Origin of the sequence: Vibrio sp. F13, from assembly GCF_020806305.2 — a bacterium.
Classification (GTDB): domain Bacteria; phylum Pseudomonadota; class Gammaproteobacteria; order Enterobacterales; family Vibrionaceae; genus Vibrio; species Vibrio crassostreae_C.
Genome location: NZ_CP170175.1, coordinates 1389639 through 1407030, shown reverse-complemented (window position 1 = coordinate 1407030; position 17392 = coordinate 1389639). Strand labels below are relative to the sequence as shown.

At 44.0% G+C, this 17392-nt stretch carries 9 protein-coding genes, 2 tRNA genes, 1 rRNA gene and 1 riboswitch; of the genes, 6 read left to right on the top strand and 6 right to left on the bottom strand.

The genetic code is table 11. The features are described 5' to 3' along the window. Positions 1–31: 31 nt before the first annotated feature. From rrf to LMH68_RS06280, 4 genes are all read left to right on the top strand, one after another. Positions 32–147, top strand: a 5S ribosomal RNA gene (rrf, locus tag LMH68_RS06295). 67 nt (positions 148–214) lie between these two features. Next, positions 215–291: transfer RNA gene (locus LMH68_RS06290), tRNA-Asp, on the top strand. Positions 292–351: 60 nt separating this feature from the next. After that, positions 352–428: transfer RNA gene (locus LMH68_RS06285), tRNA-Trp, on the top strand. Between the two features lie 111 nt (positions 429–539). Further along, positions 540–1575 (top strand): IS630 family transposase gene (locus LMH68_RS06280; RefSeq protein ID WP_413755655.1). Its coding sequence is split into 2 segments (ribosomal slippage): positions 540–998 and positions 1000–1575, totalling 1035 coding nucleotides; the frame shifts between segments, so codons are not numbered across the junction. An 802-nt stretch (positions 1576–2377) separates the two neighbouring features. Here LMH68_RS06280 and LMH68_RS06275 read toward each other — a convergent pair. Further along, positions 2378–3658, bottom strand: a complete 1281-nt coding sequence (locus LMH68_RS06275; RefSeq protein WP_017061334.1) for a cation:proton antiporter — start codon at positions 3656–3658, stop codon at positions 2378–2380. Positions 3659–3827: 169 nt separating this feature from the next. Between LMH68_RS06275 and metH the strand changes: the two genes are divergently transcribed. After that, positions 3828–7505: a methionine synthase gene (gene metH, locus LMH68_RS06270; protein ID WP_229648295.1), complete on the top strand. Its 3678-nt coding sequence runs from the start codon at positions 3828–3830 to the stop codon at positions 7503–7505. A gap of 115 nt (positions 7506–7620) precedes the next feature. Here metH and lysC read toward each other — a convergent pair whose 3' ends face one another. Then, on the bottom strand, positions 7621–8988 hold the full coding sequence (gene lysC / locus LMH68_RS06265; protein ID WP_017062973.1) for a lysine-sensitive aspartokinase 3: 1368 nt from the start codon (positions 8986–8988) through the stop codon (positions 7621–7623). A gap of 108 nt (positions 8989–9096) precedes the next feature. After that, a riboswitch (Lysine riboswitch) is annotated at positions 9097–9274 on the bottom strand. A gap of 176 nt (positions 9275–9450) precedes the next feature. On the opposite strand from lysC, the gene LMH68_RS06260 reads away from it, so the two are divergent. Then, the gene (locus tag LMH68_RS06260) at positions 9451–10590 is read left to right on the top strand and encodes a pyridoxal-phosphate-dependent aminotransferase family protein (protein ID WP_017061337.1); all 1140 of its coding nucleotides are present in this window, start codon (positions 9451–9453) and stop codon (positions 10588–10590) included. Positions 10591–10702: 112 nt separating this feature from the next. Here the strand turns inward: LMH68_RS06260 and LMH68_RS06255 are convergent, their stop codons facing one another. The 4 genes from LMH68_RS06255 to LMH68_RS06240 form a co-directional block, all read right to left on the bottom strand. Beyond that, complete coding sequence (locus LMH68_RS06255; RefSeq protein WP_229648294.1) at positions 10703–12466, bottom strand: PglL family O-oligosaccharyltransferase; 1764 nt, start codon at positions 12464–12466, stop codon at positions 10703–10705. Between the two features lie 96 nt (positions 12467–12562). Further along, on the bottom strand, positions 12563–15394 hold the full coding sequence (gene uvrA / locus LMH68_RS06250; RefSeq protein WP_017061339.1) for an excinuclease ABC subunit UvrA: 2832 nt from the start codon (positions 15392–15394) through the stop codon (positions 12563–12565). Positions 15395–15543: 149 nt separating this feature from the next. Next, entirely contained in the window at positions 15544–16416 is an 873-nt protein-coding gene (galU, locus tag LMH68_RS06245) for a UTP--glucose-1-phosphate uridylyltransferase GalU (protein WP_017061340.1), read from the bottom strand. 157 nt (positions 16417–16573) lie between these two features. Then, positions 16574–17221, bottom strand: coding sequence for a LuxR C-terminal-related transcriptional regulator (locus tag LMH68_RS06240; protein ID WP_029235590.1), 648 nt, complete (start codon positions 17219–17221; stop codon positions 16574–16576). Between the last annotated feature and the right edge of the window lie 171 nt (positions 17222–17392).

Below are 17392 nucleotides of genomic sequence, written 5' to 3'. Positions count from 1 at the left end.
AGAGAAGCAGCTTTCCGAATTTTAAAATTTGCTTGGCGACCATAGCATTGTGGACCCACCTGATTCCATGCCGAACTCAGAAGTGAAACACAATAGCGCCGATGGTAGTGTGGGGTTTCCCCATGTGAGAGTAGGACATCGCCAGGCTTTAAATTAAATCTTTAGGTTGACCGACCTGGAGATATGGACGCTCACTTAGTGAGTTGACCACTGCGGAGTGGTAGTTCAGTTGGTTAGAATACCGGCCTGTCACGCCGGGGGTCGCGGGTTCGAGTCCCGTCCACTCCGCCACTTATTCGATAACCTCGCCTAGTGCGAGGTTTTTTCGAATCTGGAAGTAATGAAAGTTTTAGGGGTGTAGCTCCAATTGGCAGAGCAGCGGATTCCAAATCCGCGTGTTGGGAGTTCGAATCTCTCCACCCCTGCCACATTTAAGGCTCTAGCAGAAATGCTAGAGCCTTTTTGCTTTCTGAATCTAATACCAATTAAAGTAAAAATGTGATCTAATTAAGATTGATGAATTATTGTGAAATTTAGCCATGGATAGCCTTAATAACACTGACTTCAAAAAGCTTGCGAGCCAGCAAAAAACCATTCAGATGAAGATGCGTTTACTTGCGCTCGCACACTTTAAAGACGGCCTCTCTCGTACACAAATTGCAAAATTTCTCAAAGTCAGTCGAACCAGTGTCAATAAATGGGTTCGGATTTTTTTTGAAGAAGGCCTAGAAGGACTTCAAGAAAAACCTCGGACTGGTAGGCCTGCATACCTCACCGATGAGCAGCGGGCTCAACTCAGTGCCTTCATAAAAAAAGAAGCTGAATCACCTTCTGGTGGCCGCCTTGTTGGAAGCGATATACATGACTACATCGTTAAACACTTTGACAAGCACTACCACCCTAATTCCATCTATTATCTCCTCGACCACATGGGTTTTTCTTGGATAACTTCTCGTTCCAAACACCCTAAACAATCACAGCAAATACAAGACGATTTTAAAAAAATTCCAAATCGAAACGATCCTTAAGATCCCCGACCATATTGGGCTAGAGAGTGTTGATGTCTGGTTTCAAGACGAAGCTAGGTTTGGTCAGCAGAACACAACAACACGTCTTTGGGCTACTCGTGGAACGAGACCTCGCGTAGTAAAACAGCAGCAATTTGAATACGCTTATTTGTTTGGCTCAGTGTGCCCATCGAGAGGGATTGGTGAGGCAATGGTCGTCCCTTGGGTTAACAAAGACATCATGATAAACCATCTAGAGCAGATATCTAAAGTCACAGAAAAAGACCGTCATTCAGTGGTAATAATGGATGGCGCAGGATGGCATACCGATGATATTGCTAACCCATTTGATAATGTCAGTATTATCAAATTGCCGCCATACTCACCAGAGCTTAACCCTATAGAGCAAGTGTGGAGTTGGTTAAGGCAACACTATCTAGCAAACCAAAACTTCATTGATTATAACGATATTGTTTCGAAGGTCTGTAGCGCTTGGAATGGATTTCTTGAGTGCAAAGATTGCGTCACAAAAATGTGTACAAGAGATTGGATTGACCTGATCAGTTAATTTTCCGGATTGGTATAATATACGCCATTAGCAAAGCCGCGGATTCTCCTACTTACCAAAACAGCGCGTGTTGGGAGTCTAAACCTCCAACCTTTCCATATACTAAGCCTCAGCAGAAATACTGGGGCTTTTTTGTATCTGCTGCTTCTACGAAGTAATGTTGGGATAACTAGGCGCTCCTAGCTCACCTGCGTGCTCGAATCTCCGGAGTGCCTACTCATTCCAGCCTTGCCATATTTAAGACTCTAGTCTGCACGTCTCGGCAGAAATGCTAGCGCTTTTTATTCCTGTCATTTTTACAAGTATCACTTGAAGTACCATGTGTTCCTTTAGCTATCTCTATCGAACACTGATTTAGTGCAGCCTTGCTGTATTTAATGACTTAGTTCAAAGCTAAAGCTTTCTGTTCACCACTCATCTAGCTCCGTAGTCCTGTTAATAACTAACGCTATTCTAGCGAGACGTTGAGTCCCGTTATTTTTGTTTCCAGGTGAAAGGTGAAGCCTTTCGATTGAAGCTTATATAACTTGAGAGTGGGTTATTGGGTAGACTAACGAGTGAGCAGAAGAACGAGTTCTCAGTATGACTTAACCTTCTGAACGAGTTCTGGCCAAATTTAGTGCTCCCCCGAAATTAAGGCTTTCGATTACTCCAATAATAGTGGTATCAAATATCGATATGAGCTCTATGTTCCACGCATACCTTTCAGCGATAGCTTCAGTATGGGAATTGGTGAGTTTGACTTCCATTGGGTATAAAAAGGCCACCTAAAGTAGGCGGCCTTGGTTGATCTATCTAGGTGTTAATCTAGCTCTTTCTCTGCTTGTTTTGCTTTCTCTATCATAGGAGTGATAGTTGAGCCTTGAACCAGAATAGAAAACACAACAACGGCGTATGTCATGACAAGGATTATCTCTTTAACATCGATTGCTTTGTCTTCAATTACCCAGATACCTGAAGGGATTGAAAGTGCCATGGCTAGTGCTAAGCCACCGCGTAAACCACCCCAAGTTAGAATCTTAATCGACCACGGGTTGTAAGTTCTAAAGCGTTTAAATCCGATGTAAGACAAGAAAACACTCAAGTAACGTGCACTCAATACTAGAGGGACTGCGAAAGCCATTAAGATCCAATCTTCTTGGTGGAATTTGAATAACAGCATCGACATACCAATTAGTAGGAATAATACGCCGTTTAAGAATTCATCTATCAATTCCCAGAAATGATCTAAGTGATCTTCACTCTCTTTTGAGAATCCGATAAAGCGAGTCCAGTTACCAATCATGATACCTGAGACCACCATCGCTAATGGTCCTGATACATGTAGAACTTCAGCAAACGCATAACCAGCAGTTGGAATGCCGATGGTTAATAGCAACTCCATCGAGTGGTCGTCGGTGTTGCTGATTAGGTAATGGAATACAAGACCTAAAACAAAACCGTAGACGATGCCGCCAATTGCCTCTTGAACGAATAGCATGGTCACACTACCGACGGTTGGCGCTTCTGTGCCGAATGCGATAGTAAATAGGGTTACGAAGATAACTAAGCCAAAACCATCGTTGAATAGAGATTCTCCCTCGATTTGAGTAGAGATTCTTCTGGGAGCGTCGAGTTTCTTTACTATTGCTAGCACGGCGATGGGATCGGTTGGAGAGATTAGCGAGCCAAAGAGTAGGCAGTAAATCAGATCAAATTGAATACCGATGAACTGGCAAAACCCGTACAGCACAAAACCGATAAAGAATGTTGAAAACAGCGTAGCACCTAACGCGAGTACTGTTATTTCCCATTTCTGGTCTTTTAGGTTTGGTAATTTGATTCCCAAACCGCCTGCAAATAGTAAGAATCCTAATATCCCTTTTAGAAGGAAATCTTCAAAATTGATACTGGCAACGGTCTCTGAGGCAATGTCTGCCAATTGGAACCAATTATTTTGTCCCGCAATGATAATCAATAGAGATAACATCATTGAGCCAGCTGTGATGGCGATGGTTGTCTGCATTTTACCAATTTTTGTATTCACGAAAGCAATAAGCATGGCTGCAGCGGACAAGAAGCATAAGGTGTAATAGACCGACATTGGGATTCCAACATGTAACAAAGTATGAATATGAATTTTCGTTGTCTCATGCTCAAATAGCAAACATTTTTTTGTCATGACTCAGTAATCAATTTCCTTTTTTAGACGTCTAGACTCCTTTTTAATGTGTGATAGGATGGAGGGATAATTAAAGGAATGAGGTTGTACCGTGGGAAGTAATGTAAGGCAAAAGATTGACGCTCTGTTGAAGCAACGAATTTTACTGATTGATGGTGGCATGGGCACCATGATTCAGGATTATAAATTGGAAGAGCAAGACTATCGTGGTGAACGCTTTGCTGATTGGCACAGTGACTTGAAGGGCAACAATGACCTTTTAGTTCTTACACAGCCTAAGCTTATCAAAGATATCCATATGGAGTATTTGGAAGCTGGGGCTGACATCCTCGAAACCAATACCTTTAACGCTACAACCATCGCTATGGCCGACTATGATATGGAAAGCCTTAGTGAAGAGATTAACTTTGCTGCTGCCAAGCTTGCTCGTGAAGCAGCTGATGAATGGACTGCAAAGACCCCAGATAAACCTCGCTTCGTCGCGGGTGTATTAGGTCCAACCAACCGAACTTGTTCTATCTCGCCTGATGTAAACGATCCAGGTTACCGTAATGTTAGCTTTGACGAACTGGTTGAAGCCTATTCTGAATCGACTCGCGCGCTCATTAAGGGCGGTTCAGATTTAATTCTTATTGAAACTATCTTTGATACGTTAAACGCGAAAGCGTGTGCCTTTGCCGTTGAATCTGTTTTTGAAGAGGTGGGTATTGCTCTTCCAGTGATGATTTCCGGTACCATCACTGACGCATCAGGTCGTACCCTTTCAGGACAGACGACAGAAGCATTCTACAACGCCCTTCGTCATGTAAAACCAATCTCATTTGGATTGAACTGTGCATTGGGCCCTGATGAACTGCGTGAGTATGTCGGTGAGATGTCTCGTATCTCAGAGTGCAATGTTTCTGCTCACCCTAATGCGGGTTTGCCTAATGCATTTGGCGAGTATGACCTTTCTCCTGAGGATATGGCTGAACATGTTAAAGAGTGGGCTGAAAGTGGCTTCTTGAACCTAATTGGTGGGTGTTGTGGTACTACTCCAGAGCATATCCGTGAAATGGCTGAGGCCGTTGAAGGTGTAACGCCGCGTCAATTGCCAGACTTACCAGTTTCTTGTCGTCTTTCGGGACTAGAGCCACTGACGATAGCTAAAGAATCTTTGTTCGTGAATGTAGGTGAGCGGACCAATGTCACTGGTTCTGCGCGTTTCAAGCGTTTGATCAAAGAAGAGCTTTACGACGAAGCATTGAGTGTTGCTCGCGAGCAAGTCGAAAATGGCGCTCAGATTATCGATATCAACATGGATGAAGGGATGCTAGACGCCGAGGCGTGTATGGTTAAATTCCTGAATCTATGTGCTTCAGAACCTGAAATCTCGAAAGTACCTGTTATGGTCGATTCTTCTAAGTGGGAAGTTATCGAAGCTGGCCTAAAGTGTATTCAAGGCAAAGGCATCGTTAACTCAATCTCTCTAAAAGAAGGCAAAGAGAAGTTTGTTGAGCAAGCCAAATTAGTTCGTCGTTATGGTGCTGCTGTCATCGTGATGGCGTTTGATGAAGTCGGGCAGGCTGATACTCGAGAGCGTAAAGTCGAAATCTGTACCAATGCCTACAACATTCTTGTTGATGAAGTCGGTTTCCCACCAGAAGATATTATTTTTGACCCGAATATTTTCGCAGTGGCTACTGGTATCGATGAGCATAATAACTATGCGGTTGATTTCATTGAAGCAGTAGGAGACATCAAACGCGATCTCCCGCATGCGATGATCTCTGGCGGTGTGTCGAATGTTTCATTCTCATTCCGTGGTAATAACTACGTCCGTGAGGCTATTCACGCGGTATTCCTATATCACTGTTTTAAAAACGGTATGGATATGGGCATTGTAAACGCTGGTCAGTTGGAAATTTACGATAATGTTCCAGAAGATCTGCGTGATGCTGTTGAAGATGTCGTACTAAACCGTCGTGATGATTCGACTGAAAGATTGCTGGATATGGCGACCGAATACCTAGAGCGTGCTGTTGGTAAGGTTGAAGATAAATCTGCATTAGAGTGGCGAACTTGGCCTGTAGAGAAGCGTTTGGAGCACTCTTTGGTAAAAGGTATCACCGACTTTATTGTTGAAGATACCGAAGAAGCTCGTGTTAATGCCTCTCGTCCTATTGAAGTGATTGAAGGTCCTCTAATGGACGGAATGAACGTTGTTGGTGACCTGTTTGGTGAAGGTAAGATGTTCTTACCACAGGTTGTAAAGTCTGCGCGTGTGATGAAACAGGCGGTTGCCCATTTAGAACCATTCATTAATGCATCCAAAGAAGTGGGCGCAACTAACGGTAAGATTTTGTTAGCGACCGTTAAAGGTGACGTTCACGATATCGGTAAAAATATCGTTGGTGTGGTTTTACAGTGTAATAACTACGAAATTATCGACTTAGGTGTGATGGTTTCTTGCGAGAAGATTCTCAAGGTAGCGAAAGAAGAGAATGTCGACATTATTGGCCTGTCTGGGCTGATTACACCGTCTCTTGATGAAATGGTACATGTTGCTAAAGAAATGGAGAGACAGGGTTTCAAGCTGCCTCTTCTGATTGGCGGCGCAACCACATCTAAAGCTCACACAGCAGTTAAGATTGAGCAGAATTATTCAGAACCTGTTGTATACGTAAATAATGCCTCGCGTGCAGTGGGTGTTTGTACTTCACTACTTTCTGATGAATTGAAACCCGCTTTCGTTGAGAAGCTGGATATCGATTACGATCGCGTTCGAGATCAGCACAATCGTAAGAAGCCTCGTACCAAGCCTGTCACGCTTGAAAGAGCTCGTGCCAATAAAGTTGCTATCGATTGGGATGCGTATACGCCACCGGCACCCGCTAAGCCGGGAGTTCATATCTTCAATGATTTTGATGTGGCAACTTTGCGTCAGTACATCGATTGGACTCCATTCTTTATGACATGGTCATTGGTTGGTAAATACCCTGCAATCCTTGATCATGAAGAAGTGGGTGAAGAGGCAAAACGTTTATTCAAAGATGCTAATGATTTACTGGATCGCGTAGAGAAAGAGAAGCTGCTTGAAGCGCGTGGTATGTGTGCCATGTTCCCAGCGAACAGTGTTGGTGATGATATTGAGGTGTATACCGATGAATCTCGTACCGAAGTTCTAAAAGTTCTACACAATCTTCGTCAACAAACAGAGAAACCAAAAGGCTTTAACTACTGTTTGTCTGATTACATTGCGCCAAAAGAAAGCGGTAAAGCTGACTGGATTGGTGGCTTTGCGGTTACTGGCGGTATTGGTGAGCGAGAGCTTGCTGATGAATATAAAGCTAATGGTGATGATTACAATGCGATTATGATTCAGGCGGTTGCGGACCGTTTGGCTGAAGCGTTTGCAGAATATTTACACAAAGAAGTGAGAAAGGACATTTGGGGTTACTCGCCTGATGAGGATTTGTCTAACGACGATTTGATTCGAGAGAAGTACCAAGGTATTCGTCCAGCTCCGGGTTACCCTGCTTGCCCAGAACATACAGAGAAAGGCACGTTGTGGGAGTTGATGGACGTTGAAAAAGCCATCGACATGTCACTAACCACGAGTTACGCAATGTGGCCAGGTGCCTCAGTGTCGGGTATGTATTTCTCACACCCTGATGCTAGATACTTTGCTATTGCACAGATTCAACAGGATCAAGTGGATAGCTATGCTGCTCGTAAGGGCTGGGATATGTTGGAAGCTGAGAAGTGGTTAGGTCCAAACATTAACTAGTTTGAATCTATGACGAGCTTTGGTTCGTAAAGTAAAAAAGAGAAAGGGTTGCTCAAGAGCAACCCTTTTTGTATCTGGGGTTTGGTTAATTAAAACCAATTAATTAACCATCGCCTTATTCAAATAACTCTTGGTGAAGTTTTTGGATCGCCAACTTAGAAACAGATGCATCTAGCAAGAAGCACAAGTTGTGTGGGCTTGCTCCGTAACAAATCATACGTAGATTGAAATCTTCCAGAGTGCCAAACACCTGCTTTGCATAGCCTTTATTTTCACTCATGTTGTTGCCAATAAGCGCAACAAGGCATAGGTCGTGTTCAATATCTACAGAACACAACTCTTCAAGCTCCAGTCGAGCAGCTTCTGGTAACTCAGGAGCACCACCTGATGTGTCTGTTTGATCGAGAGTCAGTGAGACACTGATCTCTGAAGTCGTGATGAGATCGACTGAGATCTTATGTTTAGCAAGGATCTCGAATACCTTCGCCAAAAAGCCGTAAGCATGGAACATGTTTGCACTGCGAAGCGTAACCATCGTTTGGTTGCAACGAAGAGCAAGTGCTCTGAATAATGGTGAGCTTTCAACTTCTTGGCGAATCCAAGTTCCACCTAACTCTGGTGCTTTAGAAGAGCCGACAAATACCGGGATTTGGTGGCGCAATGCAGGTACTAGAGTTGAAGGGTGCAGTATCTTTGCACCAAAGTTTGCCATTTCCGATGCTTCACTAAAGCTGATCTCTGGGATAGGAGAAGCTTTAGGTGCAATACGAGGATCTGTGGTGTAGATACCTGGAACATCCGTCCAGATTTCTAGACCAATCGCCTGTACAGATTCGGCAATCAGTGCTGCTGAGTAATCACTGCCACCGCGGCCTAAAGTCGTGGTGTTACCTTCGCTATCAGCGCCGATAAAACCTTGGGTAACGACAACTTGTTGTTGGCAAAGTGGAATCAGTTTCTCTTGCGCTAGAGCGGCAATATCTTCTAGTTGAGGTTCGGCTTTACCAAAATCATCATTAGTGCGCATCACATCTCTGATATCAAAGCGAACAGCAGGAGTGCCTCGTTCAGAGATGATCTGAGCCAAGATGTGTGTCGACATCAACTCGCCACATGCGACAAGGTGATCCGTCAGTTTAGTACTTGTTTGGAATGATGCGGCCTCTGCAGCGCTCGCAATGTCATCAAGAATGCTGTGGACTTCTTTTTCGATGCTGATTGGATCTGCGAGTTGGTCAAGAATTGCGTTGTGAATGTCCGCTAATTGCGCCATTAGTTCCTGACGACGAGCTTTGTCTTGAACACCATTTGCTAGTTCAACCAGCAAGTTAGTGACACCAGAGCATGCACTACTCACGACCAGTTTCGTGTTTGAGTTGTTTTCAATAATGGCAGCACAACGGCTCATTGCTTCAAAGTTGGCAACACTTGTTCCACCAAACTTAGCGACATTAAAAGAACCAGCTACATTAGATGCACTCACGATATATCTCCCACGACTTCCTAAAATAAAATTACGGTTGGGTAATCCAACGTCCGATGTTTTTCGAAGAGAGTTTTAGAGCAAAAAGAGAGGAATTATTAGAATAGTAACCTCAGAAGCTCTTCACCATATAGAAATGGCGACAGTTGACGGGATTCAGCCCGCTCAACCGATAATAAAGGTCCTGCATCCTTTTATTATCTCGGCACTGCTCCCCATAAATGTTTTGTATTGGAAATGCGGTTCCACAAAACATCTGCCTGGGCAGTGCTCCTCTTCTGCTAGATAGCCGTTTCATTGAACGTTTTTGTGGTAACAATGTCAATCCGTAACTTGAGATAATTGAAAAATAATTTTAACAATTATGTGACAGTGGTTTGACCTCAATACTTATGGCTAATTGCTGAGGTAATCAATTTGCTTTAGGGTGGATTGTTCACAACATTAACGTAAGGGATGTACATGTCTAATTTACCACTCACTACTGCTATCGATAGCTTTTATCCACCACACCGAACGTTAATGGGACCTGGTCCTTCAGATATCTCACCTCAAGTGTTACAGGCTTTGAGCCGTCCAACCATAGGTCACCTAGATCCGCTGTTTATTGCGATGATGGATGAACTGAAACAGCTTCTTAAATACGCTTTCCAGACTGAAAACGAATTTACGATTGCCGTTTCTGCACCGGGCAGTGCAGGTATGGAGACCTGTTTTGTTAACTTGATTGAGCCTGGTGAAAAGGTGATTGTTTGTCGTAACGGTGTCTTCGGTGAGCGTATGCGAGAAAACGTGGTGCGTTGTGGTGGCGAAGCGATCCTTGTTGATGACGAATGGGGCAAGCCCGTTTCAGTTGAAAAGGTAGAACAAGCATTGGCAGAAAACCCCGATGCCGTTGCTGTTGCATTTGTGCATGCAGAGACATCAACCGGAGCGTTATCTGATGCTCAAGCTATCTCTGCTGTCGCTCGTCAGTTTGATGCGTTAACGATTGTTGATGCAGTGACATCATTAGGTGGTGTGCCATTGCTGGTTGATGAGTGGCAGCTTGATGCGGTTTATTCTGGCAGCCAAAAGTGTCTGTCTTGTGTGCCAGGGCTATCTCCAGTGACTTTCTCTCAGCGTGCGGTTGATAAAATGAAAGCCCGTAAAGCACCAGTGCAAAGCTGGTTTTTGGATCAAAGTTTAGTATTAGGTTACTGGAGTGGAGAAGGTAAGCGTAGCTACCACCATACCGCACCCGTGAACAGCCTTTATGCTCTGCATGAGTCGCTGGTTTTGTTGAAAAATGAAGGCTTAGATAATGCGTGGTCTCGTCATCATGCGATGCACCAAGAGCTTAAAGAAGGCGTAGAAGCTCTAGGGTTAAAGTTTGTGGTTGATGAAGAGAGCCGCCTGCCGCAGCTTAATGCACTTTATTTCCCAGAAGGAATTGATGAGGCTAAGATCAGAACGCAGCTTTTAGAAGAATATAATCTTGAAATCGGTGCTGGGCTTGGCTCTTTGGCTGGTAAGGCATGGCGTATCGGCCTAATGGGTTACGGTGCTCGTAAAGAGAATGTCGCGTTGTGCCTAAAAGCGCTAAAAGATGTTTTGAAGTAGCTGCATGAACTGAAATTAAAAAGAAAAGCGCACGAGAGATCGTGCGCTTTTTTGTATCTACCCCAAGCTCCTACTGCCTACTAAGTGAAGCTTGCGTTGCGAATTCTTAACATTATTCTGCAGACGAAACGTTATCTTCTGCTTGTGACACTTTCTTATACTGAACCTTTGAAAAGTCTCTGTTAGGGAATAAAAAGTTCGCTTCGCTACGAATTTGCTCTGCTTTACTTTCTTCTCCTAGGCCTTGATACGCCAGAATCAGATTGCTGTAGAAAGCCGGTCTTGGTTTGCTCTTAATGATCTCCAGTGACCAATCGATGTAAGGCTGTATAAGGCTCGGGTCGGCTTTGTAGAGGCCGATATTAAGGTAAGTGCTGTATATATCCCAATCGTAGCGATCTTTCCACACCACTGGGTTCGTTACCTGCTTAAGAATGTCCGGATTTTTCGGCTTAGACAGTTCAAACTTAGTCAGTACATAGTTGGTGTGCAGGGCGCTCAACATATAAAAACTGACCAAAATAGGGAGCACTAAGCTCAACACTCTAAATAGGGTCTTGCTGATGATACTGAACGACTGTTGATAATGTCGGGAAGAGCGCTGATCTACCCAGTAAATCAATATAATGAATATTATCCAGTGAATCGCCGAGTGGTAAAAAGGATACTCAAGTTGAGAGTGCAAAAGGATTGGGATAAATAACGCGAGCAGGGCTAGACGTGTTCCCTTTGCTGAACTTGTTATGCGTGACATCACCAATATTGCAGCAATCAAGATTCCGATGATTGGTACAATCCCCCCTTCAACTCCCCAAAACAGGAACTCATTGTGCGGGTGATCCATTGAAGGAAGACCTGGATGATAGTTCGAGTTGAGTTGATGTTGGCGAGCTGTATATAGCGTGTATTCAGACTCAAATTTCCCGTAACCATAACCTGTAAATGGCTTTTCGATCATCATATCTAAAGCTTGCGGGAACGTATAAGCGCGCGGGCTTTCTAGGTTCGCTTTCTTGCTAGCGAGGCTATCAGTCGCACTTAGGCTGATCACCGAAAAAGCGACGAAGACACCGACGAGCACTGATGCGCACCATCCGTAGAAGCGTTTCTTGGTCGAGAACTTGTATAGATAGGGCAGAATGCAGATAAACCCAATGACAGCGGCCAACCATCCGGTACGTGATGCAATGATGATCAGCAAGGGCACGGTTAAGGTTGGAGTTAAATACAGTAGGAATGATTCGCTGATCTTATGGTTATATTTAGCCGGCTGCCTTGCTAAAAGGTAAGCGGACAGCACAAAACCAGTAGCAAGAAAGCTTGCCATTACATTCGGTTGTTGAAATATCCCATATGGTCGGTTTGCAGCAGTGTTGTAGCCAAATAGGTTGCCAGGTTCTAATAAGAAATATTGCACATAGCCAAATAGTGCTTGTATAACAACAGCAAGTACAATGAACCACAACATACGTTGCTTGTGTTTATTGCTGAACTTAAATTGCTGCAGCACCACAAATAAGGCAAAGCCCGCCCACAATCCAAGCAAGCGTCCTGACGCTCCTTGAGGTGCAGCATTGCTGTATAAAATGGGTAGCGTGAGTATGATGCAGCTAATCAACAAGCCAATTGTTAATTTGGAATACTTGAGTACTCGATTGGTCGCGAGTTGGTAAAAGCCAATCGCTAGCGTGAAGCTTAGCGCTAGCCAAGTGGTAGGGTTAAAGGATAGAGCAAGGCCCGAACCACCAGGATTCGGCATAAAAAAATGCATAGCTAACAAGAATACAACAGCTAAAGAAGCCAGAAATGCTTTGTTGAGTGGTAGCTGAGTGACCTGATTTTCTAGCTGAGTACCGCTAGTGTGTATTGTTGCCATAAATCCCTAACCTTATAAAAACAGAGCTTGTTCCTTCTGAAACAAGCTCTGTTACTTTAACATTTTTCTGTCTGCCCGCAGGGCGCTATTTTACACCTACTTCAAATTTAACATAGGCTTAAGGAAGCGAGCAGTGTGTGAACCTTCGACTAACGCCACATCTTCAGGTGTACCCTCTGCAACAATCTCACCACCACCTTGCCCACCTTCTGGGCCAAGATCTAGGATCCAGTCTGCTGTTTTAACGACATCTAGGTTGTGCTCAATCACGACAACTGTATTACCGTGATCACGCAGTCTATGTAATACCGTCAGTAGCTGCTGGATATCGTGGAAATGAAGGCCTGTTGTTGGCTCATCGAGAATGTATAAGGTTTTTCCCGTGTCTCGTTTAGACAGTTCACGCGCTAATTTAACACGCTGAGCTTCACCACCAGATAAGGTTGTAGCTGCTTGCCCTAAGCGAATGTAAGAGAGGCCAACGTCCATTAAAGTTTGCAGCTTACGAGCGATAACAGGTACCGGGTTGAAGTATTCACGAGCATCTTCCACAGTCATCTCTAGAACTTCGTCAATGGTTTTACCTTTGTAGCGGACCTCTAGAGTCTCACGGTTATAGCGCTTACCTTTACACACATCACAAGGCACATACACATCGGGTAAGAAGTGCATCTCTACCTTGATTACGCCGTCTCCCTGACAAGCCTCACAACGACCACCACGAACGTTAAAGCTGAATCGACCTGGCTTGTAACCACGAGAACGTGATTCCTGAGTGCCCGCGAATAGTTCACGAATAGGGGTGAAAATCCCTGTGTAGGTCGCAGGGTTTGATCTTGGTGTACGACCGATAGGGCTTTGATCTATGTCGATTACCTTATCAAAATGTTCTAACCCTTTAATCTTTTTGTGCTTTGCTGGAACTGCAGTCGTGGCACCGTTTAATTGAGTGTGGGCGACTTTAAAGAAGGTATCGTTGATAAGCGTTGATTTACCCGAACCTGATACGCCCGTAATACAACTGAACAAGCCAACAGGAATTGTCGCGGTCACATTCTTTAGGTTGTTCCCCGTTGCGCCAACGATCTCGACGACCTTTTTCTTGTCGATAGGCGTTCTCTTTTCAGGCACTGCAATTTCTTTAGCACCGCTCAGGTATTGGCCTGTCAAAGAGTTCGGGTTTTCGATGATGTCTTGCATGGTACCTTCTGCCACCACGTGACCACCGTGCACCCCTGCTCCTGGACCGATATCGATAACATGGTCAGCACAACGAATTGCATCTTCGTCATGTTCCACAACAAGTACCGTATTACCTAAGTCTCTCAGGTGAATTAAGGTTTGCAATAGACGTTCATTATCGCGCTGGTGGAGACCAATTGATGGCTCATCAAGTACATACATAACGCCAACTAAACCGGCACCGATTTGGCTCGCCAAACGAATACGTTGCGCCTCACCACCAGACAGCGTTTCAGCACTGCGTGATAGGTTAAGGTAGTTCAAACCAACGTTGACTAAGAAATGCAGACGATCATTGATCTCTTTCATCACTTTATCTGCGATCTGCCCACGTTGACCGTCTAGCTTCAATTCTTGGAAAAATTGTAGTGCGTCAGCAATGCTAAGTTCAACGATTTCCGGAAGTGTGGTATCACCAATGAAAACATTGCGAGCTTCTAGTCTCAGGCGAGTGCCATCACAGCTAGAACACGACTTGGTTGAGATGTATTTGGCAAGGTCTTCACGCACCGCGCTAGATTCAGTATCACGGTAACGGCGCTCTAAGGTATTTAAAATGCCCTCGAATGGATGACGCTTAACTCGAATATCACCTCGGTCATTGATGTACTTGAATTCCACTTCAGTTCGACCTGATCCTTTTAGAATGATCTCTTGAGTCTTTTTCGGTAGAGAATTAAATGGCGCATACAGATCAAAACCATAATGTTCTGACAGCGACGTTAGCATCTGGAAATAGTAGTAGTTCTTTTGATCCCAACCTTTTATCGCACCTTCAGCAATGCTTAGGTTCTCATCTAAAATCACTCGGCTTGGATCAAAATACTGTTGAACACCAAGACCATCACACGTACCACAGGCTCCTGCTGGGTTATTAAATGAGAACAGGCGAGGCTCAAGCTCTTGCATGCTGTAACCACATTTAGGACAAGCGAAGTTAGCAGAGAATACGATCTCTTCTTGATCCGTTTCGTCCATCCAGCCGACGACAGCGATACCGCCAGAGAGCTCTAATGTGGTCTCGAATGACTCGGCTAAACGCTGTTGAAGATCAGGACGAACCTTGAATCTGTCTACCACAACTTCAATGGTGTGCTTCTTATGAAGTTCAAGTGCTGGTGGATCGGATAGATCACAGGTTTCACCATCAATTCGGGCTCGGATAAAGCCTTGCGCAGCTAAGTTTTCCAGTGTTTTAACATGCTCACCTTTGCGCTCTTTGACAATCGGTGCCATCAACATCATCTTTGAGCCTTCAGGCAGTTCTAAGACCTTATCGACCATTTGACTGATGGTTTGTGCTGCTAGAGGGATGTTGTGGTCTGGACAGCGAGGTTCGCCTACTCGCGCATACAATAATCTGAGGTAATCATAGACTTCGGTAATGGTACCGACGGTTGAGCGAGGGTTATGTGAAGTCGATTTTTGTTCTATTGAGATAGCTGGAGACAGACCTTCAATATGGTCGACATCAGGCTTTTCCATAAGAGATAGAAATTGACGAGCGTAAGCAGACAGAGATTCAACATAACGACGCTGACCTTCTGCGTAGAGTGTGTCAAACGCAAGTGACGACTTTCCTGAACCCGATAATCCGGTGATGACAGTCAGTTTGTCACGTGGAATGGTTAGGTTGACGTCTTTGAGGTTATGCGTACGAGCGCCTCTAATTTCTATTTTATCCATCTCAATAGACCATGTAATTTTAAGTGGCTAAAGTATTACATAGAGTGAGATTTGTGCAAAGTTTTACTGGATAAAAAAACAGTAAACAAAAAGGGCGACTCAAAGAGTCGCCCTTTCTAAAATCAGTAACGTTAGTGATTAACCAGTCGTTATGCTTCTTTCTTGGTCGAGTGTTTACCTAGCTCGATTTGCTGCTGGTCTTTCTTGTATAGGTTTTCGAAGCAGTAGTTTGTTGCTTCGATATAGCCTTCAACACTACCACAGTCAAAACGTTGGCCTTTAAATTTGTAAGCCAATACACAGCCTGCTTTTGCCTGTTTTAGCAATGCATCAGTGATCTGGATTTCGCCGCCTTTACCTGGTTCTGTCTGCTCGATTAATTCAAAGATATCTGGAGTCAGAATATAACGACCAATGATCGCTAGGTTGCTTGGTGCTGTACCTTGCTCTGGCTTCTCTACCATGTCATCAACTCGGAAAAGGTCATCTTTGATCATTTCGCCAGAGATAACACCGTACTTGTGAGTCTCTTCTTCTGGAACTTCTTGTACAGCAACAATAGAACAGCGGAACTGTTTGTATAGCGCAACCATCTGAGCTAGCACGCCTTGTTGCTCGTTCACACAAAGGTCATCAGCAAGTACTACTGCGAACGGTTCATCGCCTACAAGTTCGCGACCCGTTAAAATAGCATGGCCAAGGCCTTTCATCTCACGTTGACGAATGTAGGTGAAGTTTGCCGCTTCAATCGTTTCACGGATATTAACCAATAGGTCTTCTTTATTGGTGCCGCTAATCTGGTGCTCAAGCTCGTAGTTTTTATCAAAGTGATCCATGATCGAGTGCTTACCACGTCCAGTAACGATGCACATTCCATCCATACCAGCTTCGATAGCTTCCTCTACACCGTATTCAATCAGAGGTTTGTTTACTACAGGCATCATTTCTTTAGGCATTGACTTGGTTGCAGGTAAAAAACGTGTACCGTAGCCAGCTGCCGGGAAAAGGCACTTTTTGATCATGATAAGACCCTTTATCTATAATAATTATTGATTCAACCTGAGTGGTTGATATTTCTGAGGGCAACTCTAGCATAAGTTATGTAGAAAATTCAGCAACAATAGCCATGGTTTACTAGAGCTTCCCTCAAAATTATCGTCAGACTAAGAGGTGGGTCGATTATGCAAGCAGGTTCTGGTTTGCCCATGCTATCGCTTGAACTCTATTTTTTACCGCAAGCTTACGGAATATTTGATAGAGGTGAGATTTAACCGTGAACTCACTAATAAACAAGTCATCGGCGATTTGTGTGTTTGAAGACCCGGATTGAAGACAGCGAATCACCTGGATCTCACGAATGGTTAAATCAACATTGGTTGGTGTGGTGTTGGTATTGACCATATTGCGATAATAAAACAACAGTTGATTGGTTACCTTCCTTGGCAGCCAGTTATCGCCATCAATGACTTCTTGAAGACCACGAGCAATCTTGTCCTTTTGTTCAGTGTTGTAAAAGAGTCCTTTTAGTACCCCATAGGTAAGAAGCTCTGAGGTTGGAAGTTGCTGGGGGACATTGAATAAAATGATTTCGTGATTTTTCCACATAACAGTCAGGTTAGGACAAATAATCAGTAGTTGTGGTACCTCTCTGTAATCGACGAGCAAGATCCGGTTACTCTGCTTTCTATCAACTAGCATTAATTCGTCGGGTGTCATTTTGTAGAGAACAATAGATAAATGCTTTTCTATCTCTTTTACATGTAGATAGGTATCGTTTGGGTCGATGCACAGAAAGTGTAAAGTGCGAGCGTATCTTGATTTTCTCATTGAAACGTCCTGTTTGAGTGGGATTAGATTCCACGTTGTCATGCAGGCTTTAGCTTCTCTAGCGCCTTGATAGTGACTTGCGTTGAATATCAATTATCAAAGTAAATGAGTGGTTTGTAAGTGGAGAAAAAAGCAACATCGCTCTGAATATCATGATTTGTTACGTTTTTA

Bases quoted from the DNA above. Each gene is read 5' to 3' on its own strand.
- LMH68_RS06275 (WP_017061334.1), bottom strand. From the start codon at position 3,658: ATGTCGGTCTATTACACCTTATGCTTCTTGTCCGCTGCAGCCATGCTT.
- LMH68_RS06260 (WP_017061337.1), top strand. From the start codon at position 9,451: ATGTCTAATTTACCACTCACTACTGCTATCGATAGCTTTTATCCACCA.
- LMH68_RS06255 (WP_229648294.1), bottom strand. From the start codon at position 12,466: ATGGCAACAATACACACTAGCGGTACTCAGCTAGAAAATCAGGTCACT.
- uvrA (WP_017061339.1), bottom strand. From the start codon at position 15,394: ATGGATAAAATAGAAATTAGAGGCGCTCGTACGCATAACCTCAAAGAC.
- galU (WP_017061340.1), bottom strand. From the start codon at position 16,416: ATGATCAAAAAGTGCCTTTTCCCGGCAGCTGGCTACGGTACACGTTTT.
- LMH68_RS06240 (WP_029235590.1), bottom strand. From the start codon at position 17,221: ATGAGAAAATCAAGATACGCTCGCACTTTACACTTTCTGTGCATCGAC.